The sequence below is a fragment of the Nocardiopsis sp. iso_237 genome, assembly GCF_056173345.1.
In genome coordinates, this window is the sequence record NZ_CM149669.1 from 4,204,466 (window position 1) to 4,230,346 (window position 25,881).

Annotated in this window: 21 protein-coding genes; 16 read left to right on the top strand and 5 right to left on the bottom strand. The window is 71.0% G+C overall.

Annotated features, from left to right (window positions below; genetic code table 11):
* Positions 1–154 precede the first annotated feature (154 nt).
* From yczE to AC0VYM_RS19155, 6 genes are all read left to right on the top strand, one after another.
* Positions 155–835, top strand: a complete 681-nt coding sequence (gene yczE, locus AC0VYM_RS19130; RefSeq protein WP_475454100.1) for a membrane protein YczE — start codon at positions 155–157, stop codon at positions 833–835.
* A gap of 387 nt (positions 836–1,222) precedes the next feature.
* Positions 1,223–3,028 (top strand): glycoside hydrolase family 15 protein, encoded by a 1,806-nt coding sequence (locus AC0VYM_RS19135; RefSeq protein ID WP_475463121.1) that lies wholly within the window; start codon positions 1,223–1,225, stop codon positions 3,026–3,028.
* A gap of 200 nt (positions 3,029–3,228) precedes the next feature.
* On the top strand, positions 3,229–3,732 hold the full coding sequence (locus AC0VYM_RS19140) for a hypothetical protein (RefSeq protein WP_475454102.1): 504 nt from the start codon (positions 3,229–3,231) through the stop codon (positions 3,730–3,732).
* 25 nt (positions 3,733–3,757) lie between these two features.
* Positions 3,758–4,084, top strand: a complete 327-nt coding sequence (locus AC0VYM_RS19145) for a hypothetical protein (RefSeq protein WP_475454104.1) — start codon at positions 3,758–3,760, stop codon at positions 4,082–4,084.
* A 78-nt stretch (positions 4,085–4,162) separates the two neighbouring features.
* Complete coding sequence (locus tag AC0VYM_RS19150; RefSeq protein ID WP_475454106.1) at positions 4,163–5,011, top strand: hypothetical protein; 849 nt, start codon at positions 4,163–4,165, stop codon at positions 5,009–5,011.
* Between the two features lie 2 nt (positions 5,012–5,013).
* Entirely contained in the window at positions 5,014–5,538 is a 525-nt protein-coding gene (locus tag AC0VYM_RS19155) for a hypothetical protein (protein ID WP_475454108.1), read from the top strand.
* A gap of 115 nt (positions 5,539–5,653) precedes the next feature.
* Here the strand turns inward: AC0VYM_RS19155 and AC0VYM_RS19160 are convergent, their stop codons facing one another.
* Positions 5,654–7,795 carry a protein kinase domain-containing protein gene (locus AC0VYM_RS19160; RefSeq protein WP_475454110.1) on the bottom strand — a complete coding sequence of 714 codons (2,142 nt, stop codon included), beginning with the start codon at positions 7,793–7,795 and terminating at the stop codon, positions 5,654–5,656.
* A gap of 166 nt (positions 7,796–7,961) precedes the next feature.
* Between AC0VYM_RS19160 and AC0VYM_RS19165 the strand changes: the two genes are divergently transcribed.
* The 4 genes from AC0VYM_RS19165 (at position 7,962) to AC0VYM_RS19180 (ending at position 17,208) form a co-directional block, all read left to right on the top strand.
* Positions 7,962–9,581: a serine/threonine-protein kinase gene (locus AC0VYM_RS19165; protein WP_475454112.1), complete on the top strand. Its 1,620-nt coding sequence runs from the start codon at positions 7,962–7,964 to the stop codon at positions 9,579–9,581.
* A gap of 91 nt (positions 9,582–9,672) precedes the next feature.
* On the top strand, positions 9,673–10,347 hold the full coding sequence (locus AC0VYM_RS19170; protein WP_475454114.1) for a uracil-DNA glycosylase: 675 nt from the start codon (positions 9,673–9,675) through the stop codon (positions 10,345–10,347).
* 167 nt (positions 10,348–10,514) lie between these two features.
* Positions 10,515–13,724 carry an NACHT domain-containing protein gene (locus AC0VYM_RS19175; RefSeq protein WP_475454116.1) on the top strand — a complete coding sequence of 1,070 codons (3,210 nt, stop codon included), beginning with the start codon at positions 10,515–10,517 and terminating at the stop codon, positions 13,722–13,724.
* 184 nt (positions 13,725–13,908) lie between these two features.
* Positions 13,909–17,208 carry an NACHT domain-containing protein gene (locus AC0VYM_RS19180; protein WP_475454118.1) on the top strand — a complete coding sequence of 1,100 codons (3,300 nt, stop codon included), beginning with the start codon at positions 13,909–13,911 and terminating at the stop codon, positions 17,206–17,208.
* On the opposite strand, the gene AC0VYM_RS19185 is transcribed toward AC0VYM_RS19180, so the two are convergent.
* A complete protein-coding gene (locus AC0VYM_RS19185; protein ID WP_475454120.1) occupies positions 17,186–17,983 on the bottom strand; it encodes an SIR2 family NAD-dependent protein deacylase in 798 nt (265 codons plus the stop codon). The genes AC0VYM_RS19180 and AC0VYM_RS19185 overlap by 23 nt on opposite strands.
* Before the next feature lie 166 nt (positions 17,984–18,149).
* Here AC0VYM_RS19185 and AC0VYM_RS19190 point away from each other — a divergent pair, with 166 nt between their 5' ends.
* Positions 18,150–19,034, top strand: a complete 885-nt coding sequence (locus AC0VYM_RS19190) for a sulfotransferase family protein (protein ID WP_475454122.1) — start codon at positions 18,150–18,152, stop codon at positions 19,032–19,034.
* Here the strand turns inward: AC0VYM_RS19190 and AC0VYM_RS19195 are convergent.
* The gene (locus tag AC0VYM_RS19195) at positions 19,031–19,630 is read right to left on the bottom strand and encodes a TetR/AcrR family transcriptional regulator (RefSeq protein ID WP_475454124.1); all 600 of its coding nucleotides are present in this window, start codon (positions 19,628–19,630) and stop codon (positions 19,031–19,033) included. The two genes, AC0VYM_RS19190 and AC0VYM_RS19195, sit on opposite strands and share 4 nt — an antisense overlap.
* Before the next feature lie 63 nt (positions 19,631–19,693).
* On the opposite strand from AC0VYM_RS19195, the gene AC0VYM_RS19200 reads away from it, so the two are divergent.
* On the top strand, positions 19,694–20,602 hold the full coding sequence (locus AC0VYM_RS19200; protein WP_475454126.1) for a DMT family transporter: 909 nt from the start codon (positions 19,694–19,696) through the stop codon (positions 20,600–20,602).
* A gap of 51 nt (positions 20,603–20,653) precedes the next feature.
* Here AC0VYM_RS19200 and AC0VYM_RS19205 read toward each other — a convergent pair whose 3' ends face one another.
* Positions 20,654–21,184: a RidA family protein gene (locus AC0VYM_RS19205; protein ID WP_475454128.1), complete on the bottom strand. Its 531-nt coding sequence runs from the start codon at positions 21,182–21,184 to the stop codon at positions 20,654–20,656.
* 82 nt (positions 21,185–21,266) lie between these two features.
* Here AC0VYM_RS19205 and AC0VYM_RS19210 point away from each other — a divergent pair, with 82 nt between their 5' ends.
* Positions 21,267–21,422, top strand: a complete 156-nt coding sequence (locus AC0VYM_RS19210) for a hypothetical protein (RefSeq protein WP_352388736.1) — start codon at positions 21,267–21,269, stop codon at positions 21,420–21,422.
* A 45-nt stretch (positions 21,423–21,467) separates the two neighbouring features.
* Here the strand turns inward: AC0VYM_RS19210 and AC0VYM_RS19215 are convergent, their stop codons facing one another.
* Entirely contained in the window at positions 21,468–22,295 is an 828-nt protein-coding gene (locus AC0VYM_RS19215; protein WP_475463122.1) for an aldo/keto reductase, read from the bottom strand.
* Between the two features lie 303 nt (positions 22,296–22,598).
* Between AC0VYM_RS19215 and AC0VYM_RS19220 the strand changes: the two genes are divergently transcribed.
* The 3 genes from AC0VYM_RS19220 (at position 22,599) to AC0VYM_RS19230 (ending at position 25,760) form a co-directional block, all read left to right on the top strand.
* Entirely contained in the window at positions 22,599–23,762 is a 1,164-nt protein-coding gene (locus AC0VYM_RS19220) for a PucR family transcriptional regulator (RefSeq protein ID WP_475454130.1), read from the top strand.
* A 73-nt stretch (positions 23,763–23,835) separates the two neighbouring features.
* On the top strand, positions 23,836–25,050 hold the full coding sequence (locus AC0VYM_RS19225) for a cytochrome P450 family protein (RefSeq protein WP_475454132.1): 1,215 nt from the start codon (positions 23,836–23,838) through the stop codon (positions 25,048–25,050).
* A gap of 113 nt (positions 25,051–25,163) precedes the next feature.
* Positions 25,164–25,760, top strand: coding sequence for a Dps family protein (locus AC0VYM_RS19230; RefSeq protein ID WP_475454134.1), 597 nt, complete (start codon positions 25,164–25,166; stop codon positions 25,758–25,760).
* Positions 25,761–25,881 lie beyond the last annotated feature (121 nt).

Here is a 25,881-nt window from a genome sequence, read left to right on the forward strand (position 1 = left end):
ACCTCACCGGGGGAGAAATCGGGCCAGTTGCCAGGATTGGCTCTTCAATCCGAGCACCACCTGGGCCACGATACCGATGTGGCCCCCTCTGCGGACGGTCATCCAACCACCCCATGTATCTCTTCACCGGTACGCGTGAAAGTGGAGGCCGGCCTTGCCCGAACGACCCCTGAGCCCCGTGTCGGCCCTGGTCCGACGCGTTCTGATCACCCCGGTCCTGCCGCGCCCGCGACTGCGCCGCCTCACCCAGCTCTACCTCGGCCTCTCCATGTACGGATTGAGCGGCGCCCTGCTCATCCGCTCCGACCTCGGCGCCATGCCCTGGGACGTGCTGCACCAGGGGCTGTCGCTCCAGACCGGCCTGTCGATCGGCACCTGGAGCGTCATCGTCGGCGCCCTCCTGATCCTGCTGTGGATCCCGCTGCGCCAGAGGGCGGGACTCGGCACCCTGAGTAACGTGGTGGTGGTCGGCGCGTCCGTGGACCTGTCCCTCTGGCTGCTGCCCGTGCCCGAGGCACTGGCCGTCAGGATCCTCCTCCTGGCGTCCGGGGTCCTGGTGTGCGCGGTCGCCACCGGCCTCTACATCGGCGTGGGACTGGGACCCGGGCCCCGTGACGGCCTGATGACGGGACTGGCCGCGCGCGGGTTGTCGATCCGGCGGGCCCGCACCCTCATCGAGGTGACCGTGGCGCTGTCCGGGTTCCTGCTCGGTGGAACCGTCGGCGTGGGGACCGTGGTGTTCATGGTGACGATCGGCCCCCTGGCCCAGGTGTTCCTCCCGATGCTGCGGATGCCGGAGGAAACGCCGGAAAGCCCCACTCTGTCGGGCCGTTAGCCGACCCGTCACCTCCCGTTGATCACCGCGTCATAACTTCTCCCCGGCGGAAGCCACCCATACCGCGACATACTTCCCGCACGCCCGGATGCACGTGCATCCACCCGTAGCCAGGCCCCCGTGGAGCATGGAAGATGGGGACCGCGGTGACCGGTGCGGGACGGGTCCTTTCCACATCCGGCCTTTTCGCCTGCCCGCGCCTGGGCACATAACCGGGTACGAGGCAGCTGCGGGCGGTCCGGGGGGAGACATGACCGGAACGGCGCCCCGGCCAGGAGGGTCGGGCGACGGGTCCCCGACGAGGGGGCGCACACGGGCGTGCGCGCGGACGCGACACCCCCGTGGCGACGGGGCGGCTCGCGCCACCGCACAGACGAAGACGACGTGTTGGGGGTGAGCCGCGTGCCCGGCTGGATTGAAGACTACGCAATGATCGGCGACATGCAGACCGCCGCGCTGGTCGGGCGGGACGGGTCCATCGACTGGGCGTGCCTTCCCGACTTCGACTCCTCGGCCTGCTTCTCCGCGATCCTGGGCGACGAACAGAACGGGCACTGGACCCTGCGTCCGGCCGACGGGTCGGAGAAGGCGGAACGGAGGCACTACCGGGGCGAGACCCTCATCCTGGAACAGGAGTGGGACACCGACACCGGGTCCGTCCGGGTCATCGACTTCATGCCGCCCCGGGGCGGCGCCCCGCACATCGTGCGGATCGTGGAGGGGCTGAGCGGTACCGTCCGCATGAGCACCACCATGCGCATCCGTTTCGACTACGGGCACGTCGTCCCGTGGATGCACCGTGCCGGAACCGAGCTGGTCGCCATCGCCGGTCCGGACGCGATCTGGCTCAGCGCCCCCGTGGCCCTCAAGGGCCACAACTTCACCCACGACACCACCTTCGACGTCACGGCCGGGCAGCGCGTGCCGTTCGTGATGACCTGGCACCCCTCCCAGGTGGAGGAGTCCGACCACCTGGACGCGGAGAAGGCCCTCTCCCGCACCGAGCGCTTCTGGGAGAAGTGGGTGGACCAGTGCACCTACGACGGCCCCTACCGCGAGGCCGTGGTGCGCTCCCTCATCACGCTGAAGGGCCTGACCTACCGCCCCACCGGCGGGATCGTGGCCGCGCCCACCACCTCCCTCCCCGAGGAGATCGGCGGGGTCCGCAACTGGGACTACCGGTACTGCTGGCTGCGCGACGCCACCATCACCCTGGAGGCGCTGATCCGCTCGGGGTACACGGACGAGGCCATGGCATGGCGCGAGTGGCTGGCCCGTGCCGTCGCGGGTGAACCTCAGCTGATGCAGATCATGTACGGCATCCGGGGCGAACGCCGCCTCACCGAGTGGGAGGCCGAGTGGCTTCCGGGATACGAGTCCTCCAGCCCGGTCCGGATCGGCAACGCCGCCGTGGGCCAGTACCAGCTGGACGTGTACGGCGAGGTCATGGACGTGCTGCACCTGGCCCGACGCTCGGGTATCCAGGGCGGTGAGCACCTGTGGGGTCTCCAGCGCTCCCTGGTCAACTACCTGGAGTGGTGCTGGGACGAGCCCGACGAGGGCCTGTGGGAGGTGCGCGGCCCCCGGCAGCACTTCGTCCACTCGAAGGTGATGGCCTGGGTGGCGGCCGACCGGGCGGTGCGCAGCATCGAGGAGTTCGGCACCGAGGGGCCCATCGAACGGTGGCGGGCGCTGCGCGACACCATCCACGCGGAGGTGTGCGAGTACGGCTACGACCCCCAGCGCAACACCTTCACCCAGTACTACGGCAGCAAGGAGCTGGACGCGGCCCTGCTGCTCATCCCCGAGGTCGGCTTCCTCCCCTACGACGACCCCCGCGTGGTCGGCACCATCGAGGCGATCCGCGAGGACCTGATGGTGGACGGGTTCGTGCTCCGCTACCGCACCGACCTGGAGAACTCCGCCGACCAGCTCCCCGGCGACGAGGGCGCCTTCCTGGCGTGCAGCTTCTGGATGGCCAACGCCCTGCTGTCCATCGGCCGCCAGAACGAGGCCCGGGAACTGTTCGAGCGGCTGCTGTCCCTGCGCAACGACGTTGGCCTGCTCGCTGAGGAGTGGGACCCGAGGGGCGGCCGCCAGGTGGGGAACTTCCCGCAGGCCTTCAGCCACGTGCCCCTGGTGACCACGGCGCTCAACCTCGCGGACCGCCAGGGCGGCTGGCGCGCCGACTAGGCACCACCCCGGAACGCCCCCGCCCCCGCGCCCGAGCGCGGGGGCGTTCCCGTGCGTCAAGCGGATGACCGAAAGCGGCCATACAGGGTGTCGCCTCCCGCTGCGAAACCCTGGTAAAAAACCTGTTGGTGTCCCCTCCCCCAGCCAGAAGTCCGGCCTTCGGAACGAAGCCGCTCACCGCACAGCATGAGAAGGCACCCGTGGCACAGAATTGGCTCACCGCAGCGCGCATATCCGCCGTCGCCGTCACGGCGGCGGCCACCATCACGGCCAGTCTTCTAGGGAAGGAGTCCGAGAAGGGCAAGCAGAGACAACTGGAGACCCGGAGAGTGGCTCTCGACGGCCCCAGGAAGAGCATCAAGGACAAACTGAGTGACGTCGTCTTCAAGCTCAGGGCCGTGAGGAAGGAGGAGGACCAGAGCTTCGGCAGCAGGAAGGCGGAACTCGACGACATGGAGACCCTGGCGAAACGGATCGAGAAGTTCTCCGAATCCAGGCTCGCCTCGAACTCGCAGGCGGTCCAGGAGATCTTCGACGTCGCCGCAGAGGCACGAGGGCGCCAGTCCGGGGCAGGACAACAGGAATCACCCGGGACGGAACCGGCCACACCAGCGGGCAAGGGCCACAGGAGGCCCGGGAACACCCTCCCCCGGACGAAGCCGAAGCCCACCGGTATCGAATCGACGCGAGAATGGGAAAGATGACGTGCCGACCCCTTCGGTCATCCTGTTGCTGATCCTGGCGGCATCTGCGGCGGTGACCTTCGCCCACACACTCCACAGAGCGAGAGCCGGGTCCGCCGTCCTCGTTCCCGACATGGACTACATGAACCGCCTCGAACAGGACCTGGACGGAATCCAGAGAACCCGTGGTGAGATCGCCGGCGCGGAGGGATTCCTCGGAGGAAGAGTCGGGGCGCTCGAGAGCGCGGTCCGGGAAGTGGCGAGAGAAGGAGATCGCCTCGGCACGGACTACGTCACCAAGAACCTCCTGCAGGTCAGGGAGAGCTCCGAGGCCGCCGCGGTCCCGCACCTCGACAGCGGCTCGTCCCACTAGTACGGACCCATCGCGCACGCCGACCACCGAACAGAGGAGCCCGCCGTCGTCGCTCTGCCGACAGCCATCGTGGGGGTCATGGTCGCGCTGGCCACCGCCGCGATCCGCACGGTCATCCAAGAGAAGATCCGACAGCGTATGAGGGAGGACGGAGAACACCGATCCGCGGAAAAGAGAAGAGCTGAGAGATCCCTCGACGAAACAACCGAGCTCCTCATCGAGATCGAGGAGATCAGGGACTCCCTCACCCAGGAGAAGAAGAACCGCGCGGAAAGGCTCGCCGACCGGGCGGAGCCTCTTCCCGAGGCCCTGGAGGAGTCCAGGAAAAGGATCGATTTCCAGCTGGCGAGGATCACGGAGAACTACGCGAAACTCGTCGAGGCCGGAAACGTCCGGAGTCGGACCGACGGGACCTTCGAGATCGTCGACCTCTCGGGGCTGACCGAGTCCCAGGAGCGGATGGCACGCCTGGCCATCGAACAGGACAACGCGTACATCGCGAAGTCACACAACGTCAGGTCCGCCATCGAAAGGATGACGACCGTCGTCAACGAAAGGAGGAGCGAACTGGAGGACATCACCACCAGCACTCCGCAGGAGCTTCTCCAGAAGAGCAGGTCTCCTGAGGAGCTGTACCAGGAGGCACTCGCCGAGATCATCGAAGCCTACCGACCCGAGCGAGCCGGGAAGGAGCCGCAGGGTTCGGCACAGGACGGCCCGGCTCCCCGGAGGCAGGGAACACCGACGCATCCGGTCTCGCCCCAGGAGACAGCCCCCCGGGAGGGCACGGTCCCCCCGAAGCACACTGACGAAGGCGCTCGGGGATCCGTGGTCACATCGCCGGGTGAACGACTCGTCGAGCTGGCTTCGCGGGCTCAGACATCGGTTCCGCGACAGAGAAGCCAGGAAATGGGAATGGGTTACTAGCCGTGTCCGACGCCATCTGGAGCACACTTCTGATCGCGCTTTCCGTACCGGCCCTCCTGGCACTGAGCTGGGTTCACGGCGACGCCCGCAGGAGGTCCGTGCACGCGACCGACGACCTGGTCGTCACCGGACTCGTTCGGGAGCGGAAGGAACGGGGCCTGGAGATCGACCGTGAATCCTTCCGGAAGCGCCTGGTAGCGGTCCGGAACTGCGAGAGCCGCATCTACGGGTACATGCCCAGCAGCGATCACCCTGAACAGCTCAGGGCCGCCGTCGGTCCTGAGCAGGCCAGGGAACACCTGGACGAGTTGCGGAGGTCCTACGACGAGGCGGAACGGCTCGCCGGGAAGCAGCGGGAGGACCTGGAGCGGCACCTGGAAGAGGAGCGGGACCGGATCCGGACCCTGAACCACCGCTTCCGCGCGGTCGACCGCGCCCTGAGCGTCTCGGCGGCGGTCCTGCGTGTGGTCCTGCTCGTCACGGTCCTGTTCGTTCTCACGTCCTTGCTGGTCGGCCTGTTCTCGTGACGGGGCGGAGCCGTCCGAGGAGCGGGCCGAACGATCCGGCAGCACACGAACCATCGCGCCCGTGGGAGAACACTCCCACCGGGTGTGTCCGGCGACCGGTACCCGGGGCGCCGGGTCAGTCCCCGACCAGCGTGGGAGCGGCCCACACCGCGACCAGGTCCGTGTCGTCGGACTCCACCTCGAGACGCAGACGCAGGGCTCCGCTGACATCGGCCTCGATGTCGACGGTCTCACCCAGGGTCACCGTCTCGGTGGCCACCCGCTCACCGTCCGCGTAGACCGTGAAGGTCATGTTCTTCCCCGACCTGGAGTTGTCGTCCAGTCCGACCGTGGCGTCGAACGTCCCCCAGGACCGGCTGAGGTTGTACTCGACCCAGTGGTCGCAGACGCTGCAACCCGCCTCGGTGACCAACGCGTTGTTGTGGACCTCGCCGTCCATCTCGGCGCGCCCCCACTCCCAGGCGTCCTCCGAGTCCACCCAGTTCAGCTGGGAGAGGGAGTAGGGACCGTCCGCGTCCGGGGACGGGGTCCCGGAGGGTTCGGGGACGCCGGTCTCCTTGTCGGCGTCCACGGGGACGTCGTCGGTGACGGGCTCGGAGGGTTCGGGGTCGTCCGAGGGTTCGGAGGCCACCTCCGCGAGGTTGGTGCCGTTCGATTCGGAGAACAGCGGGACGACCCGGTCCATGACCACGTAGGTACCTCCGGCACCGAGAGTCGTGAACACGACCGCGAGGATCGCCAACCCCACCACCACGGGCCTGCGGGACCCGCGCTTCGGCTTCTCGGAGGCGGGCGGCCGGGGCGGGGCCGCGAAGGCGCCGGTCGCCCGCGGTCCGCCGTACACCGGACCGCTGGGGTGCGGACCGGGCGCCTGGCCCGGGTGGTTCGTCATCGGTCCGCTGTGCGCCGCGACGCCGTACGGGGCGGGGCCGCCGTCCATCGCACCGCGTGGCCGAGGCGGCCCGGCGGGGTTCGGGGGCGGCGGTCCGACCGGGGGACGGCGGGGACCGGGGACGCTCCCTCCGGACGGGGCGGCCGCCGTCGGGGGGTCGCCCTGCGGGGCGCCGGGCTGGGACGGGATCCGCGCGGCCGGGGGCTGGGCCGTGGGAACGCCCCGCATACCGCCGACGGGACGCCTGGGCTCCTGTGGGGGGCCGTCGGTGCCGGGCGCCGTGCCGGTGTCACCGCCGGTCGCACCGTCGGCGGGGGTGCTGACCGGTGGCGGACCCGCGAAGCGCGCGCCCTCCGGCGGGGCCGAGCCTCCGGTCACCCCGTCCCCGGAGTCCGGACTCACCGGGCTGGCCGCGCCGAGGGCGTCTCCCGGACCTCCGAAGCCCGCGGGTTCGGAGGCCGGGGCGGTCCAGGGCACCGAGGAGGTCGCCAGCGAGCGCAGGGCGCGCACCCACTCCGAGGCCTCGGGGCGTTCGGAGGGCTCGACCGAGAACATGCGCAGGACGAACTCGCGCCGCGCCTCTCCCGCCTCGGCCAGCACCGGCAGCGCGCCGAGCCTCTCGCGCAGCTGCTCCGGTGCGGGCGGCGGGTCCTCGCCGGTCAGGGCGAAGTACGCGATCGCGCCGAAGGCGTACCGGTCCGTCGCGGGCGAGTACTCGCCGTTGAAGATCTCCGGGGCCGCGTACCCGGGAGTGAACCAGGGGCGCGCGGTCATGTGCCGCGCGGCGATCCGGCTCAGCCCGAAGTCCACCAGGGTGGCCTGACCCTCGACGCTGATCATGATGTTGCCGGGCGAGAGGTCGCCGTGCACCACCACGCGCTTCGACGGGGTGGCGCGACCCGAGTGGAGGACGTCCAGCACCTGGGCGATCTGCTCCAGGCACCGCAGTACCTCGCGCCGACCGCGGGGCCCCTCCACCACGTTCTCCGCCCGCCAGTCGCGCAGGTCCAGTCCCTCGACGTAGTTCATGACCAGGTAGAGGGCGCGCTCGTCGCCGTTCCCGGCCGCCCCGTCGGCGGGGTGCTCGGGGGCGCCCTCGAAGTGCTCCCGGACCCCCACGACCCCGAGCCGGTTGATGAAGCGGAGGAGTTCGGCCTGCTCGCCCCACTTGGCGCTGAGTTCGGCGAACTGCTCGTCGTTGGAGGTGACGTCGGAGTTGAGGACCTTCACCACGACGGGTTCGGTCTGCCCGGCCAGGCTCACCTCCGCCAGGTAGAGGGTGGCCTCGCCACCGCGTCCCACGAGACGGACCAGACGGTACTTGTCCGGCTGCGCGTCCGGACCGACGTAGAGATTCAGGCTCACGGCTCTGACACTCTTTCCACACAGGGGGATCAGGGGTTCAGGGTGCCGTCGGCACAGGCAACACAGTAGCCTCAACGGCTGTACCCCCATGCCCCGTACCGCCCCGAGACCGGGGCCGACGGCCGTTGGGGCGACCGTCGAACACAGTCCGAAGGTGAGGGTGCCGGTGGCGGAGGACAGGGTCCTGAGCGGGCGGTACCGGCTCCTCTCCCTCCTGGGCGAGGGCGGGATGGGCGAGGTATGGCGAGCCGTCGACGAACTGCTGGACCGCCCGGTCGCGGTCAAGCTGATCCGGCCCGGGAGGGCGGACTCGTCCGAGGCCGTGGCGCGGTTCCGCCGCGAGGCCCGGCTCACCGCGCGTCTGGCGGGCCACCCCAACGTGGTCATCCTGTACGACTTCGGACAGGACGCCGACACGGGCTCGGTGTTCGCGGTGATGGAACTGGTCACCGGGCGATCCCTGACCGCCGTGCTCCGGGAGGGCGGGCCCGCGCCGCTGGGGCGCGCCGTCGACCTGGTCTCCCAGGCGGCGTCCGGGCTGGGCGCGGCGCACGCCGCCGGGATCGTGCACCGCGACGTCAAGCCCGGCAACCTGATGGTGGTCGAGCGGGGCACCGGGAACGGCACCCTGAAGGTGCTGGACTTCGGGATCGCGGCGTTCACCGAGGCGACCCGCAACGACCGCATCACCCGGACCGGCCAGGTCGTGGGGACACCCCTCTACATGTCGCCGGAGCAGGTGCGCGGCGACCGCGTCGACCGGCCGAGCGACCTGTACTCGCTGGGAGCGATCCTGTTCCAGCTGCTGACGGGGCGCCCGCCGTTCCACGACCCCAACCCGCTGACGGTGCTGCGGATGCACCTCACCGATCCTCCGCGCTCGGTGGCGACGCTGCGCCCGGAGGTCCCCGTGGGACTGTCACAGCTGGTCACGGCGATGTTGGCGAAGCGTCCCGAGGAGCGGCCCGCGAACGCGGAGGAGGTCGGGGAACGGTTGTCGGCCTTCCTTCCGCCGCCGCGCCGGTCCGCACCCACCCCTGCGACGCCGACTCTCGTGTACACCGAGGCCGCGGTGCCGCCCGGGCCGGACCTCTCCCCCGCCCGCCTGCGCGAGCTGGTGGAGGCCGCCCGCGCGCGGGCGGAGGCGGGCGAGTTCGGAGCGGCCGCCGAGGACCTGCGCGGTCTGCTGCCCGCTCTGGGCGCCGTGCTCGGCCCCGACCACCCCGACACCCTGCGCGCCCGGCGCCGGGAGGCCTACGCGACGGGCAAGGGCGGGGACCACGCGCGCGCGGTGCGCGGGTTCCGAGCTCTCCTCCCCGACCTGCTCCGGACGTACGGGGCCCGCCACCCCGAGACCCTCGCGGCCCGCTACTACCTGGCCACCAACGCGGGCCGCGCCGGTGACCACGCCCTGGCCGCCCGGGCCCACGCCGGTCTGGTCCCGGACCTGGTGTCGGCGCACGGAGCGGACGCGGAGCGGGTGCAGACCACACGGTTGCACCTCGCCTTCGAGCTCGGTGAGTCCGGGGATCCGGAGGGCGCGGTGCGGGAGCTGTCCGCGCTGGTCCCGGACCTGGCCCGAACGCGCGGTGAGGACGACTCCCTGACCCTGCGCGCCCGCCACTACCAGGCCGCCTACCTGGGGCACTCCGGCCGCGCGGCGGAGGCCGTCCGCCGCTACGAGGCACTGGTGGTCCACCACGCCCGACTGCACGGCGAGGAGTCCTCCCGGACCCGGGCCGTCCGCTCCCACCTGGACCGATGGCGGGAGCGCGTCCGCGCCTGACCCGCGCGCGCCAGGAGCCGTGACGCGGGTGTGACGGCCGCGGGGACCGAAACGGGTCTGGATGTCCGTGGCTGCCGCTAGTGTTCTGGCCATGTCGAACAAGGACCTGCACGAGATCATGGACAGCGGTTGGGCGAAGGCGCTGGAGCCCGTCGCCCCGCAGATCGCCGCTATGGGCGACTTCCTCCGCCAGGAGGTCGCCGGGGGCCGCACCTACCTGCCCGCCGGGGACCACGTCCTACGTGCGTTCCAACAGCCCTTCGACGACGTGCGCGTGCTGATCGTGGGGCAGGACCCCTACCCCACCCCCGGGAACGCCGTCGGGCTGAGCTTCTCGGTGGCGCCGGAGGTCCGTCTTCCCGCGAGCCTGCGCAACATCTACAAGGAGATGGGCGAGGACCTGGGCACTCCGATGCCCTCCAACGGTGACCTCACGCCGTGGACGGAGCAGGGCGTCCTGCTGCTCAACAGGGTCCTGACGGTGGCCCCGGGCAACGCCGGATCCCATCGGGGCAAGGGCTGGGAGGCCGTCACCGAGCAGGCCATCCGCGCCCTGGCCGAGCGCGGCAAGCCGCTCGTGTCGATCCTGTGGGGCCGCGACGCCCGCAACCTCCGACCGATGATGCCGGGCGTCCCGTGCGTGGAGTCCGCGCACCCGAGCCCGCTCTCGGCCCGCAACGGCTTCTTCGGTTCCAGGCCGTTCAGCAGGACCAACGAGCTGCTCCGGGAACAGGGCGCCGATCCGGTGAACTGGCAGCTGCCCTAGGGCGTCTCACCGCCCGTGAGCGTCCGCTCCCCCGCGGACGCCCGGGCAACGCACAACCCCATACTCGCGAAACCCTTCTGACGTGCGGACTCGACGCCACCCCCGGTGTCGGGTCCGATCGCGTTCCCGCCCCAGACACCCCCGGACGTGGAAGAGGCACCCGACCGATGGCCAGACGGCTCACCTACAGTGACGCGCTCAAGATCCTCGGCAGTGGCGACTCGGAGGCCCTGGACCTCGCGGAGAAGGTGGCCGACGGCGGCCTGGGCCTGGTGGGTGTCCCCGACCTGTTCGGGATGCGCGGCGCCCTGGTGAGCAAGGGCCGCCAGCTGCTGGAGGGCCTGGGCGGCAGGCTCCGGAACGAGAGCCGCCTGTCCCGGTCCGAGAAGATCCAGGCCGCCCACCAGATCCTGGTGGTCACGTCCGTCTTCGAGGCCGCCGACGAGGTGTTCACACGGGTCGGGATGCCCTTCGGGCTGGACGATCTGGAGATCACCTCGGACGAACAGTTCGCGTTGTTGCGTGATCGCCTTGTCGAACTCCCCGGCCCCGGCTTGTCCTTTCCCATTACGCACTCCGGCCATCGCAGGGAACACGGCACGGTGACGGCTGAGTACATGAAGGGTGTGGCCGCGCACCTCACTGACTTCTTCTGTGCTCTCGCGGTCGCCGAACGGCATGGAATCACCTGGGAACACCACCTGATGAGAAAATTCAGGAGCGCCATGGCCCAGGTGGCTCCCGGACGTCTGGACGAGAACATCCGACATTTGGGAGCAGACATCCCCGAGTTCGGTATGTGGCTGCATGTCGGGGAGCACGAACGGACCCGGCAGGAGATCGGCACCGGCCTGTCCGACCTGCACGAACAACTGGCCCGCATCAGCTCCTCGCGTCCGGTCACCCGGAGGAGGCAGGAGCTCACCGCCTCCTACCAGGCGGTGCTCAACCGGCCGGTACTGCGCTCCGACGACGCCCCGGCCGGGCTCGTGCTCCCCTCGCTCCGCACGGCCTACATCCCGCCGCGCGGACGGGTCACCATGGCACGCGAGACCCACAACGCGGCCAGTGACGAATGGTGGCGGGAGTTTCCCGTCCAGGACGACCTCCAGACGATCGTCGCCTCCCTGATCACGCACCCCAGGGCCACCGAGTACCCCACGGTGATCCTCGGCCACCCCGGCGCCGGCAAGTCCAAGTTCACCGAGATGCTCGCCGCCCAGCTGCCGCCGGAGGACTTCCTCCCCATCCGCGTGGAGCTGCGCGCCGTCAGCCCCAACGCGCCCCTGCACGTCCAGATCGAGGAGGGGCTGCGGGCCGACCTGCACACCAGCGTGTCCTGGCGGGAACTGGCCGACGACGCTGACGGCGCGCTGCCGGTCGTCATCCTGGACGGCTTCGACGAACTCCTCCAGGCGACGGGAGTGGACCGCTCTGACTACCTGGAGCGGGTCCAGGAGTTCCAGCAGCGCCAGGAGGCGCTGGGGCAGCCGGTGGTCGTGATCGTGACCAGCCGGACCCTGGTGGCGGACCGGACCCGGTTCCCCCCGCTGACCACGGTCATCCGTCTGGAGGCCTTCGACGACACCCAGATCGAGCAGATGCTCGGCGTGTGGACCCGCGCCAACACCCGCGTTTTCGGGTCCACGAAGCTGAGGCCGCTCACCCCGGAGGCGGTGCTCCGCTACCGCGACCTGGCCGAGCAGCCCCTGCTCCTGATCATGCTGCTCATCTACGACGCCCACGGCAACGCCCTGCTCAACGCCTCGGACAGCCTCTCCCACGGTGAGCTGTACGAGCGGCTGCTCACCATGTTCGCCCGGCGCGAGGTCGACAAGCACCGGGCCCACCTGGGCGGCCGTGACCTCGACCGGGCGATCGAGGACGAGCTGCGGCGGCTGGAGGTGGCCGCGATGGCGATGTTCGCCCGGGGGCGCCAGAGCGTGCGCGCGGAGGAGCTGGACGCGGACCTGGCCGTCCTCATGCCCGAGGCGGCGGAGAACCCCGCCGACGCCGACCTACACGGCCAGATCGCCCCCGCCCACCAGGTGCTGGGACGGTTCTTCTTCGTCCACGAGGCGCGGTCCAGGACCACGGACGGCACCAGCAGCGCCTTCGAGTTCCTGCACGCCACCTTCGGCGAGTACCTGGTGGCCCGCATGGTGGTCGCGGCCCTGACGGAACTGGTCGAGGACCGCGCCCGGGTGTCCCGCCGTCGGAGCCGGGCCCTGCAGCTGGACGACGGCGAGCTGTACGCCCTGGCCTCCTTCGCGGCGTACGCGGGCCGCGACCGGGTGGTGACCTTCCTGGACGAGCTGCTGGCCCGGCGGCTGGAGGAGGAACCCGACCTGCGGGAGGAGTTCCGGGACCTGGTCCTGGAGCTCTTCCGGGAGGCGCCCTTCCCCGCGGCCAACCGCTCGTTCTCCGGGTACGAACCCCTGCGGATACCCGTCACTTCGCGGGAGGCCCGCTACACCGCGAACCTGATCACCCTCCTGATCCTGGTCAGCGAGGAGCCGGTGCCCCTGGAGAGCCTCTATCCGGACACGGACGACCCCTGGCACGCCTGGCGGCGGACGGTCTCCCTCTGGCGCGCCCTGTCCGCCACCCAGTGGTTCGGGATCATCGACTTCATGCGGATGCGCCACCTGGGGTACTGGAGGGGCGAACAGCCCTTCAGCGCGCTCAGCCGCGACCGCGGTGAACCCGTGAACGTCGGTGAGTGCGTCGGCTTCGAGCTCCGCGCGGACTCCCCGGGCGACCCCGCGACCCTCAACCCCTACGAGGTGGAGGTGCCGTACTCGACGGTGGTCTCCCGACTGCTCCGGTCCACGGCGATGCGCGCCAACGGGACGGCCTCTCGCATGGCCCTGCTGCTGACTCCGTACCTGCGCTACGTCTCCGACGACCTGGGCACCTGGTACACCAGCGGAGACCACAAGTCCTGGGTCGAGACCCACGAGGTCCTGCGGCTGCGCCTGGAACCGATCGACCAGATCCCGGAGGCCATGGTCACCGACCGCCTGAACAGCTACTCCCGTCTCATCTTCCGCGGCGCACCGGACCAGGTGGTGCTCACCGTTCTGAGGCAGGCCGTGGAGGACCTGCGGTCCTGGCCGGACCGGCTGGGCGCGGACCCCCATCTCGCGCTGTCCCGAATGGTGCAGGAGGCACTCCGCGCGATGCGTCGGAGCGAGACCACTCCCCCGGAGGTGTGGGACTCCTTCCAGCGGCTCAGGCGGGAACTGCTGTTGCTGCTCGGCAGCCAGGCGAACGGACCCGTGCTCGGACAGGGCGCCACGGCCTCCGTACCCGTCGCGCAGGCCGCCACCGGGGAGACCCACCCGACCGTGCCCGGGGGCTCGGCCGGCCCCTGAACCGGACACGGACCGGGGTCCCCGGAGCCTCGGCCCGGTGGCCGGGTCCGGCGACCGGAGTCCCGGGGTGGCGCGGAGTCGTCCACAGGTGGGCTGAACCCCTTCCGCGCCCCTCCCATCACACGTAGCGTGATGTCCGAGTCACGCTTCCTCCCCCAGCGGATATGGAGAGGCCACCCCCTCGATGGCTAAGCCGGTCACCTACGCCAGCGCCCTGAAAGAGCTCAGCGGGAACGACAGCACCTTGTGGAACCTCGCGGAGAAGATGACCGAGGAGGGACTGGACGCGGTCGGGGTACCCGGCCTATTCGGGCTGCGGTCGTTCGTGGTCGGCCAGGGTCACAGGGCCCTGGCCGACCTGGGCGCCAAACTCCGGGGCACCGACAGGTACTCCCGGACGCAGCGGATCGAGGCGGCTCACCGGATCCTGCTGATCGTCTCCTTCTTCGAACCCCTGGACGCGTGCCTGGCCGACGCCGGGCTGCGCCTGCGCGCCACCGAGCTGGAGGTGAGCCCGGAGGAACAGGCCCTGATCCTGGAGCGCGCCCTGAGGTCGGAGGAGGTCCACGCCCCGGCGGAGGACTTCCTGTGGGGGCGGGAGGATCTCTTCGAACGGGCGGAGCGGGTCTTCGCGAACAGCGCGCTCGGACTGCACCAGTTGACCAGGGGACTGGAGGCCACCGAACGGGCCGGAGTCGACACCGGGCGGGGCGGCAGGTTGGAGGCGGCGCTGTGCGAGAGCCTTCCGCGGCGGGCGCTCGCGGCCTATCGGGCCCACTACCTGAAGCTGTGCGCCGAGGCCCCCGAGTTCGGCATGTGGGCGAACCTGCGTGAGCACCAGAGGACGCGGCACGAGGTCAGGCAGGTGGGCGACGCCTTCGCCGAGCTGCACGAGCGGCTGTCCCGGATTTCCTCGGGCAGGTCGGTGGGCGATCTGCGGATCCGCCTCTCCCGCAAGTACCAGGCACTGCTGCGCAGGCCGGTACTCCCCGTGGACGACGTGCTCCCGGAGGACCTGCCCTCCGGGATGGTCATCCCCGCCCTGAGCGACTGCTACGTGCCGCCGAGCGCACGGGTGGCCCGGGTGGCCCAGGGCGACACCCCCTCGGTCAGGGAATGGTGGAAGACACGCGAGCTCCTCCCGGATCTGCAACAGTTCCTGGCCGTCCGCCTCACACACCCGGACACGACGCGGTACCCGACCGTGCTGCTGGGCGAACCGGGCGCGGGCAAGTCCAAGCTCACCGAGGTGTTGGCCGCGCGGCTGCCGGAGGAGGACTTCCTGGCGATCCGTGTGGAGCTGCGCTCGGTCAGCGCGGACGCGGCCGTCCACACCCAGATCGAGGAGGGGCTCGAACTCGACCTCCTCCAACGGGTCAGCTGGACGAAGCTGCTGGCCGAGGCCCAGGGAGCCCTGCCGGTGGTCATCCTGGACGGGTTCGACGAACTCCTCCAGGCCGCCGGTGTGGAGCGGCACAACTACCTGGAACAGATCCGGGACTTCCAGACCCACCAGGAGGTCATGGGACAGCCCGTGGCGGTGATCGTCACCAGCCGCACGCTCAGTGCCAGCCGGGTCCGGTTTCCCGAACGCAGCACGGTGATCCGGCTCGAACCGTTCGGCCGGGAGCGGATCGGACGGGTACTGGAGGCCTGGAACCGGGCGAACCGGGAACGGTTCCGCTCCCCCGGGCTGCGCCCGTTGGACCTGGACCGCCTGATGCACTATCCGGAGCTGAGCCAGCAGCCCCTGCTGCTGTTGCTACTGCTGGTCTACGACGCGCAGGACAACGACCTGCGGCGGTCACCGAGGTCGATGTCCCTCGGGCAGCTGTACGAACGGTTGTTGACCACCTTCGTCCGGCGCCAGGTGCGCAAACACCGCGACGCGCTCAGTGAGAGGGACCTGAGGCGGGAGGTCCAGGGCGAGCTGCGCCGTCTGGAGGCCACGGCGCTGGCGATGTTCACCCGCCAGAGGCAGACGGTGGGCTCCGAGGAGGTGGGCGACGACCTCAGGACGCTCAGGCTGGACGGCCCCCAACAGGAGTCCCACTCCGGCTTCCCCGTCCGGGCCGCCGACCTGTTGCTGGGCCGCTTCTTCTTCGTGCACGTGTCCCAGGCCAGAGTCAGCGGGCGGGACCAGACCCCGCTCAGCGCGTACGAGTTCCTGCACGGCACGTTCGGGGAGTACCTGGTGGCCCGTCTGGTCTCCAGGACTCTCAGAACCCTGGTCGACCACCACGCGCGCAATCGGGAGGACGATCCCTGGAGCGAGCCGCCCGGTGACGGCCTCCTGTACGCGACGTCGTCCTTCGCCTGCTACGCGGACCGGGAACGGACCACCGACTTCCTCAGGGAGCTGATCACGGAGGACGTCTCCGGGAGCGAGGAACGCCGCGCACACTACGGTGAGCTGCTCGTCGAACTCTTCCGACGGGCTCCCTACCCGTCCGCTGATCACCTGCACTCCGCCTACCAGCCCCGACGCCTACCGCTGACCGTCAGGCAGGCGTACTACACGGTGAACCTGCTGTCCCTGCTCCTGCTCGCACGGGAGGGGCCGGTGGACGTCCGTGAGCTCTTCCCCGACCACGACGGGGAGGCTCCCGCCCTGCACCAGTGGCGTTCGGCGGCGGCTCTGTGGCGTGCCCTGCCCTCGGCCGACTGGTTCACCGTCCTGGACACGTTGAGGATGCGGCACCACCGGGACGGGCGCTCCTGCGTGGAGTTGGAGAGCGGATCCCCCGTGGACGTCGGTGAGAGCATCAGGTTCGACCTGCCGGAACTCACCCGCTCCACGCGGGGCCACACCCCGGCGATCGACCACCACTCGCACCTGGTGTCACACACCGGTCCCGCCGGTCAGCTGCTGCGTTCCATCGCGCTGCGCATCAACGGCACCGCCGCCAGACTGACCATCGACCTCTTCCCCTTCATCGAACAGCACGTGTCCCACCTGGGGGCGTGGACGGGCGACACGCGCTCCGACGACCTGTGGTCACTCGCCCACGAGCTCCTCCTGCTGCGGCTGTCCCCGGTCACGGAGCTGCCCCAGCGCAGACTGGACGCCTACCGAAGGGTTCTGACGGATCCCTCGATGAGCGCGTCCACACTGTCGACCCTCAGGCAGGCGGTCGAGGACCTCAGGAGTCCGCTGGCGGGCGAGGACTACCGGCTCGGTCTGCGAGACGAGCTGGCGGTCGGCCTGTGGAGGACGATCGACCTCGGGCGCGTCCACCCCCGCGACGGTGAGACCCGAGCGGTCCTCGACCAACTCGCCCCGGACCTGCCGCCGTCGCTCGTCGAGCAGCTGCGGCGTGTGCTCGGGACTCTTGACGGCGGGTCCGGGCCGTCCGACGAGACCTTCGGTCCGGACGCCCACCTCCAGGGCTCGGAGAACAGCGTCATGGACGTCAAACCGCTGCTCGACGGGGCGTACTCGGAACGGGGGAACCCGCCCCCTAGACCGCCAGGGCCCGCCTGACCAGGGACGGAAGGACGTCACCGATGGGGTCGTGCAGGACCGCGCTGGCGTAGTCGTCGTACGGGGTGGGCTCGGCGTTGACCACGACCAGCGCGGCCCGCCCCATCATGGCGACGTCGCACAGCCCGGCCACCGGGTGGACCGTGAGCGAGGTACCGATCGCCACGAACACCTCGCACTCGCGGGCCGCCTGGGCGGCGCGTTCGATGACCTCGGGGTCCAGGCGCTGGCCGAAGGAGATGGTGTCCGTCTTCTGGATGCCGCCGCACACCGGACACCGGGGGTCGGACTCCTCGTCCAGGCGGCCGAGCACCTCCGGACTGGGTGTGCGCAGCCCGCAGGTCATGCACATGACCCGGAGCATCGTCCCGTGGACCTCGATGACCTCGTCCTCGGGCACTCCGGCGCGCTGGTGCAGGCCGTCGATGTTCTGGGTGACCAGCGCGTGGAGGCGACCGGCGGCGGCCAGGTCGGCCAGGGCGAGGTGGGCCGCGTTGGGTTCGGCCTTCCACACCTGGTGGGAGCGGCGGGCCAGCCAGGTGCGACGGCGTACGTCCACGTCGCCCATGTAGCTGTCGATGTCCGACATCGCCTCGGCGTCCGGATCGGTGGTCCACAGCCCCTGGGGACCGCGGAAGTCCGGGATGCCGGAGTCGGTGGACACTCCGGCGCCGGTCAGGACGGTGATGCGTCGCGCGGAGGCGAGCAGGTCCGCCGCGTGTTCGAACCCCTCGGGGTCAGCGAACGGCGTGGTGTCGTCGGTCATCGAGGCCATACCCCATTCTTACAACGTCTTTGCACGGCTTTCCCCGGTCTTGGCCCAGCACGGCGCTTTCCGGACTGATCCTGCCCTTAACCTCGGGGAACGTGTGGGGCGGGTGCCACCAGGCCCCGACCGATGCACACGAGAAGGGCAAAGGGTGCAAAAATACGACACAATCATGAAGCAGCCCTCCTACATCCTCGTGGTCAACGGGACCAAGGTCGAGCGCCCGGTGTTCGTGCTCGGCGCGCCCCACTCCGGGGTTCCGGTGATCGCCCGCGCCCTGGCCCGCGCGCCCGGCTTCCATCTGGGTGCCGGCTCCCCGGGCGTGCTCAACGCCGTCTACGCCGTGGCCAGACGCCCCTCCCTGGCTCAGGAGAAGGTGTCGGGCACCGCCACCCTGCTGCGCGAGGCCTACGCCGAGATCTGGCATCTCACCCCCCTGACCTGCCCCAGGTGCCCCGGGCCCGGCGCCCGGGTGCCCGCCAACGCCTCCGCCGAACCCTGCGAGCACAGCGCCGCGGCGCGCCGTTACGGCGACGCCAGCCCGGACCTCCTGTACTCGGCCAGCGCCCTGCACACCGCGTTCCCCGACGCGCGCTTCGTCCAGATCATCCGCGACGGCCGCGACGTGGTGGCGGACATGATGGAGGACGAGCGGTCGCTGGCCTGGCTCAAGCCCAGCTTCATGAAGCTGGACCACGAGTTCCCCAACCACTTCTTCGGCCTGGAGGAGGAGTCGGACCTGGGCGACTTCACCGACGGGTCGGTGGCGACCAAGTGCGCGATGCGCTGGCGGGGCGCGGTGCGCATGTCCGCGCGGCTGCGCAAGGAGATCGGCCCCGAGCAGCTGATGACCCTGCGCTACGAGGACGTGCACGGTCAGGAGGTCGAGACCGCCGAACGCCTCCTGGAGTTCACCGGCGCCCGGGTTTCGGCCAGCGAACTGCTGACCGACCACTCGTGGGGCGTGGGCGCGTGGCGGGAGAGGTTGACCCGCAGGGACCACGGTGACGTGCACGAGGTGGCCCGCCACGAACTCTCCCGGCTGGGGTACCTCTAGACCGTCTCGCCGGGGACCCCGTGGGCGGTGAGCAGGGTGTCGGCGGCCGCGCGGGCCGTCAGGGCGGCGTCGGGGTCCCCGGTGACGTTGCGCGCGACGACGGCTCCCTCGTGCAGCATCGCCAGGACGCCGCCCAGCTCTTCGGGAGCGGTCGCCCCGCACTCCCGGGCGAGGTCGGTGTACAGGTCGCGCAGCCACCTCTTCTGCTCCTCGGCCACGGCTCGACCGGGGTGCTCGGGGTCGGAGAGTTCGGCGTAGGCGTTGACCATGGCGCAGCCGCGCTGGTTCTCCTGCCGCATCCACGCGTCCAGGGCCTCGAAGGTCGCCCCGATTCGGGCACGGGGTGAGGCGTCCGGGTCCTGGTGGGTGTCGAGGAAGTCGCGCCAGCGGGTGTCCCGGGCGCGCAGGTAGGCGACGACCAGCCGCTGTTTGGAGCCGAACCGGTCGTAGATGGTCTTCTTGGTGACCCCGGCTCGCTCCGCGACCAACTCCATGCCCACGGTGTTGATCCCCTGGGTGTAGAAGAGCTCGGTGGCCACCTCCAGTACGCGGCGCGCGGCGGGGGTGAGCCGGGGTGCCTCGGTGATGCCGGTCATCGTTTCCTCCCGGGGTCGGTGACTACATTGTGAGTATACCGACCGGTGTGTTTACCTCGCGCCATGGACGTCATCACTTCGCGCACACGGACTCGCCCGACCACCACCCGTTCCCTCCTCCCGTTCCTGTTGGCCGCGGGACTGGTGGTGATGTGGAGTTCGGGGTTCGTCGGGGCCGAGCTGGGCACCCGGCAGGCCCCGGCCACCACCCTGCTGGCCTGGAGGTTCCTCATCGTCGGCGGGCTGCTGGTGGCCTGGTGCCTGTGGCGGGGGACCCGGATGAGCGGCCGCGACCTGGCCCTGCACGCGGTGCTCGGGGCACTGGCCCAGGCCGGGTACCTGTACGGGGTGGTGGCGGCCGCCGAGGCGGGGGTGGCCGCCGGGACCAGCGCGCTGGTCGCCGCTCTCCAGCCGATGGTCGCCACCGCGCTCGCCGTTCCCCTGCTCGGGGAGCGGGTGCGCGGACGCCAGGTCCTGGGGCTTCTGGTGGGCCTGGCGGGTGTGGGGATGGTGGTCGGCGCGGACCTGCTCCGGACCGGATCCGCCCCCTGGTGGGCGTACGCGCTCCCGTTCGGCGCCATGCTCTCGTTGGTGGCCGCCACCCTGGTGGAGCGGCGGGCACGTCCCGGAGGGAGCCTGGTGGAGGCCCTGGCCGTGCAGTGCGCGGTGAGCGCGGTCCTGTTCACCGGTCTGGCCGCCGCGACGGGGACCCTGGCCCCACCGGCCGCGCCGGGGTTCTGGGCCGCGGTGGCGTGGGTGGTCCTGCTGTCCACGCTGGGCGGCTACGGGCTGTACTGGGTCAACCTGGCCCGGACCAGCGTGGCGCGGGTCTCGGCGCTGCTTTACCTGACACCGCCGACCACGCTGGTGTGGACCTGGCTGATGTTCGGGGACCCGGTGGGCGCGGGCGCACTGGCCGGGATGGGCGTGTGCGTGGTCGCGGTGCTCCTGGTGCGGTCCCCGGAACGGTGACCGAGCGGGCGCGCCCCCGACCGTCGGGGTCGGGGCGCGGCCCGGCGCGGCTCAGGCCCGCGCCTCCTCGGGTTCCTCGGGCTCGTCGGTTCCGGGATCGTCCACGAACGGGTCGTCGACCTCCTCCACGAGACCGCGGGGCCTCTCCGCGTCCAGCTCGGCGTCGTCACGCGCGTCCGGGATCACGGCCACGCACTCCAGTTCGACCTGGGCCCCCTCCTTCAGGAGTTCGGTGACTCCCAGGACGGCCATCGGCGGGTAGTAGCGGCCCATGTGGCGCCGGTAGACCGAGCCAAGCGTCTTGAGGTTGACCCGGTAGACACCGACAGAGGTGGTGTAGACGCGCATGCTCACCACGTGGGCGGGTTCGGCCCCCGCCGTCCGCAGCGCCTCCACCAGGTTGGCGAGCGCGTGGTCGAACTGCTGGACCAGCGAGTCGCCGGCCAGTGCCCCGTCGGAGCGCAGGGAGGCCTCTCCGCCCACGTACACGGTGCGGCCCGGGGTCACCACGAGGGCGTGTGCGTAGCCCACGGGGTCGGGAAGGGAGAGCGGGTTGATGATCTCGTGCGGTGTCTGGTCCATCGGCGGACCCTCCGTCTCGCTCGGCGCGCACCCGGGACTCCCCCGGTGAGAGCGTCGTCCGACATGCGGCTACCATGACCGCATGATCTCTTCCGTGCTGTCCGTCCTGGCCCTGACCGCTGTGGTCGGGCTCTTCCTCGCGATCTTCGTCGGCGGTGGCGTGTACGTCGCCCGTGTGCGCCGCGACGGCATCGACGCCACCCTGGCCGGTGCCCGCAGGCTCCGCGAGCTCCGCTAGGCACCGCGAGCCGCGCCGCCCCCGGTCAGTGGTCGGCCGCGCGGCTCACTCCCCGTCGAAGGTGTCCGGGTCGGGTCCGAACCGGTGGCCCTCGTCGAGGCCGTTGATCCGGGCCATGTCCTCCTCCGAGAGCTCGAAGTCGAAGATCTCGAAGTTGGCGCGGATGCGCTCGGGCGTCACTGACTTCGGGATGACCACGTTGCCCAGCTGGACGTGCCACCGCAGCAGCACCTGCGCGGGCGTACGTTCGATCTCCTCGGCGATCTCGGTGATCAGCGGGTGGCGGAGGAGTTCGCCCTGCCCCAGCGGGCTCCAGGCCTCCGTGGCGATGTTGTGGTCGGAGTCGAAGGCCCGCGTCTTCTCCTGCGAGAGCAGCGGGTGCAGTTCGATCTGGTTGACCATGGGAGCGATCCCGCCCTCCTTCATGACCCGCTCCAGGTGCGGGCGTTTGAAGTTGCAGACGCCGATCGCACGGGCCCGGCCCTCCGCGTACAGGCGCTCCAACGCCTTCCAGGTGGGCACGTAGAGGTCGCGTTCGGGCAGTGGCCAGTGGATGAGGTAGAGGTCCACCACGTCCAGGCCGAGCCGCTCCAGGCTGGCGTCGAAGGCGCGCAGTGCGGCGTCGTAGCCCTGGTCGGCGTTGGCGAGCTTGGTGGTGACGAACACGTCCTCCCGCTGGAGCCCCGAACTGCGCAGCGCCTCGCCCACCCCCTCCTCGTTGCCGTACGCGGCGGCGGTGTCGATACTGCGGTAACCCGCCGCGAGGGCGTGTGAGACCGCCTCGCCCACGGCGTCGTCGGGCACCTGCCACACGCCGAAACCCAGCTGCGGCATTTGCAGCCCGTTGTTCAGCGCGATGCCGGGAACCGTCATCGTCCTCATCCCCCGTCTTCCCCGTCCGGCTCTGCCGTTCCACCGGCCGACCGGTGTGCCCGGCGCGCCCGGCACGCCGGCGCTCGGTGTTGGACACGTGCTCTCTCCCGGGCCTGTGTGCGCATACTGCCATGTCAGCAGAGGTCGGCCTCTGAGGCTGCGCCGCACATGTGCACGGTTTTTACCCGGATGGCCGGTCTCGGCCGGGTGCGGGAGGGGGCGATAGGCTGCCCGCCCCGTGTGGGCGCGACGGCGCTCCCGAGGGAGACGCCGGGGACCGACGGCGTGGGACGGAGGAGGCGCATGGGGCGTACGGAGCGCATGCGGGTCAGCGCGGAGCTGGAGCGCGACCGGGCCGGACTGGTGGAGCGGATCGTCTCCGAGGTCTACGCGGAGGTGCCCGCCTACCGGGCGCTGCACGGCTCCCAGCTCGGGGAGGTCCGGGCGATCACCGGCTGGCTGGTCACCCGGTCCCTGGAGCTGTGGGTGCGCGGGGAACGCCGCCTGCCCCCGGAGGACGTGGAGCGGCTCCGTGGGATCGGCCGGGCACGGGCCGCCGACGGACGTTCGATCGGCGCCGTGGTCCGGGCGCACCGGGTCGGTTCGGCCGCCGCCGTGCGGTTGCTGCGCGCTCAGGCGGGCGACAGGCTCGACGCCGCCGACGTGTTCGCTCTGAGCGAACTGTGGTTGGCCTCCCTCGACCAGATCTCCGAGAGCCTGGAGACCGGCCACGCCGAGGCCGCCGAACGGCTGGACGCGGACCGTGAACGCGCCCGGCGCGCGCTCCTCGACGACCTGCTGATCGGCCGCCAGGCCTCCCAGGGCGCCATCCGGGACCGGGCCCGCACCCTGGGCATCGCACCGCCCGACCCGGCGGTGCTGGTGGTCACCGAACCCGTGCGCGCGGACGACGTCACGGTGGCCGTGGGTCTGGAACTGGTGGCGGAGGCGTCCCCTGACGGAGCGGACCCCCTGGTGACCACCCGGTCGGGACGGGTGGTCGTCCTGGCCGCTCCCGAGGACGCCGGACGACTCACGGAGGCGCTCGTGGCACGGGGGTGGCGGGGCTGTGCCCTGGAACCGCGCGGGCTGGCCGACCTGTCCGCCGCGTACCGGCTGGCGGACGGGGCCGTGGAGACCGCTCCTCCGCACGCCTTCGGCGCGGACGGCCTGCTGCGGGACTCCGACGCGTACGTGCTCGCGCTGCTCAACGGGGGCGGGGTCGCGCCGACGACCGTGCGCCGGGTGGTCCTGGGACCGCTGCTGGCCCACGACAACCGGCACCTGCTGGACACGCTGCGCGCCTACTTCCGTACCGGCGCGGCGACCACGGCGGCGGAGTCGCTGCACGTCCACGCCCAGACCCTGCGGTACCGGCTGCGACGGGTCCGGGAACTCACCGGCCACGACCCGCACCGCCCCTGGCCGAGGTTCGTCCTGGAGACGGCCTGCGCCGTGTCGCCCTGAACGGCCCCCGCGACACCGCCGTCCCCAGGTGGGTAGGAACCGGGCGAACCGTACCCCCAAGGAGAGACCGGCGATGACCCACACACCCCCCGCCCTGCACGGACCCGAGTTCGAGGCGGACCCCCACTCGGCCTACCGGTGGCTGCGCGAGCACGATCCCGTCCACCGCGTCGACCTCCCCGGCGGCGCCTGGGCGTGGCTGGTGACCCGGTACGGCGACGCCCGTTCGGTGCTGGCCGACCCCGCCATGCTCAAGGACCCCCGGCGCGCCGACGGGACCTGGTACCGCGCCGGTCTGGGGCTGCCCTTCGACCACCGGCCCAGCCTGGTGCGCAGCATGGTCAACGTGGACGCGCCCGACCACTCCCGGCTTCGGAGGGTGACCGGCGCGGCGTTCAGCCCGCGCCGGGTCCGGGCACTGGAGGAGAGCGCCGAACGGATCGCCGGGGAGCTCGTGGCCGCGTTGGGGAAGGAGGCCGCACCGGACCTGGTGCGTGACCTGGCCTACCCGCTGCCCATCGCGATCATCTGCGACATCCTCGGGGTGCCGGAGGCGGACCGGCCCGAGTTCCACCGCCAGGCGGCGGTGATCGACTCCTCCTCCCCGGACGAGTACGAGGCGATCGGCGCGGCCACGGACTGGTTCGACGCCTACCTGGGCGGGCTGGTGGAGGCCCGGCTGCGCGCGCCCTCCGACGACCTCCTGGGCGACCTGGTGGAGGCCCACCGCGCCGGCGAGCTCACCCGCGACGAGGTGACCTCGACGGCGTTCCTGCTGCTGGTGGCGGGGCACGAGACGACGGTCGCGCTGATCGGCAACATGCTGCTGATCCTCCTGCGCGACCCCGGGGAACTGGCGCGGCTGCGCGAGGACCCCGAGCTGGTGGGACCGGCGATCGAGGAGTCGCTGCGACTGGAGAGCCCCCTCCAGAACGCGACCTGGCGCTTCCCCGCTGAGCCCACGACGGTGGGCGGGGTCCGCCTGGAGGCGGGGGAACCGGTCCTGGTGTCGCTGCTGGCGGCCGGGCGCGACCCGCGTCGGTACGAGGACCCGGACGTCTTCGATCCCCGGCGTGCGGCCTCGCACCTGTCCTTCGGGCACGGCGCGCACTTCTGTGTGGGGGCGCGGCTGGCCCGGGTGGAGGCCCGGGTGGCCGTCACCGCCGTCCTGGAAGGCCTCCCGGGCCTGCGCCTGGCCGTGGACGAGAGCGAGCTGCGGTGGTGGCCGAGCATGATCATGCACGGTCTGTTCGAGCTGCCCGTCACCTTCGACCGGAGGGTCGCCTGAATCCTTGCCACCACATGGCGTTCGTTTTCTCTCCCGACAACGGTCCGTGACCAAGACTGGCTGGCGGAGCCTCCTGCTCCACGCAGTGCACCGACCCGGAGGGGGAACCCGCAGTGACCACCGCCGACCAGAGTTCGAGCCAGACACCCAAGCCGCGCAACAGCCAGCCGTGGCTCCACCAGAGGGGTGAGGAGATCCAGAAGTTCGGGACGGTCCGTCAGCTGCCGGTCGGTCTGTCCTACGACGCGCGCATGTACTCGTGTCAGCGGCTCAACCAGGTGTTGTGCGATCTCCGCATCCTGCACGACATGTACAAGAAGCACCACTGGCTCATGCGCGGTCACACGTTCTACCAGCTGCACCTGCTGATGGACAAGCACGCCGGGGAGCTGACGGAGCTGATCGACACCGTCGCGGAGCGCGTCCAGACCCTGGGCGGGGTGGCCGTGGGCGACCCGAGGCACGTCGCGGAGCTGACCAGCATCCCCCGCCCGCCGAACGGCGTGGAGGAGGTTCCGGCGATGCTCTCCCGGCTCCTGGAGGCGCACGAGTCGATCCTGGAGGACGCCCACGACGCCGCCGCGCGCGTGCAGGAACTGGGCGACGACGGCACCAACGACGTCCTGGTGTCGGACGTGATCCGCACCAACGAACTGGAGGCCTGGTTCGTGGCCGAGCACCTGGTGGACACTCCACTCGTGCACGCCTGACCGGATCCGCCCGCCGTAGGACCGTGCCGGAGGGCCGGGCTCCGTGCCCGGCCCTCCGCCCGTGCCGGGACGGTGCGTCACGGAGGCGGTACGAAATCGGTACGGTCCGGGAGGAGTCGAA

Coding starts and splice junctions, on each gene's coding strand:
- AC0VYM_RS19150 (WP_475454106.1), top strand. CDS start 4,163: ATGGTCGCGCTGGCCACCGCCGCGATCCGCACGGTCATCCAAGAGAAG.
- AC0VYM_RS19170 (WP_475454114.1), top strand. CDS start 9,673: ATGTCGAACAAGGACCTGCACGAGATCATGGACAGCGGTTGGGCGAAG.
- AC0VYM_RS19175 (WP_475454116.1), top strand. CDS start 10,515: ATGGCCAGACGGCTCACCTACAGTGACGCGCTCAAGATCCTCGGCAGT.
- AC0VYM_RS19180 (WP_475454118.1), top strand. CDS start 13,909: ATGGCTAAGCCGGTCACCTACGCCAGCGCCCTGAAAGAGCTCAGCGGG.
- AC0VYM_RS19185 (WP_475454120.1), bottom strand. CDS start 17,983: ATGGCCTCGATGACCGACGACACCACGCCGTTCGCTGACCCCGAGGGG.
- AC0VYM_RS19190 (WP_475454122.1), top strand. CDS start 18,150: ATGAAGCAGCCCTCCTACATCCTCGTGGTCAACGGGACCAAGGTCGAG.
- AC0VYM_RS19195 (WP_475454124.1), bottom strand. CDS start 19,630: ATGACCGGCATCACCGAGGCACCCCGGCTCACCCCCGCCGCGCGCCGC.
- AC0VYM_RS19200 (WP_475454126.1), top strand. CDS start 19,694: ATGGACGTCATCACTTCGCGCACACGGACTCGCCCGACCACCACCCGT.
- AC0VYM_RS19205 (WP_475454128.1), bottom strand. CDS start 21,184: ATGGACCAGACACCGCACGAGATCATCAACCCGCTCTCCCTTCCCGAC.
- AC0VYM_RS19210 (WP_352388736.1), top strand. CDS start 21,267: ATGATCTCTTCCGTGCTGTCCGTCCTGGCCCTGACCGCTGTGGTCGGG.
- AC0VYM_RS19215 (WP_475463122.1), bottom strand. CDS start 22,295: ATGACGGTTCCCGGCATCGCGCTGAACAACGGGCTGCAAATGCCGCAG.
- AC0VYM_RS19220 (WP_475454130.1), top strand. CDS start 22,599: ATGGGGCGTACGGAGCGCATGCGGGTCAGCGCGGAGCTGGAGCGCGAC.
- AC0VYM_RS19225 (WP_475454132.1), top strand. CDS start 23,836: ATGACCCACACACCCCCCGCCCTGCACGGACCCGAGTTCGAGGCGGAC.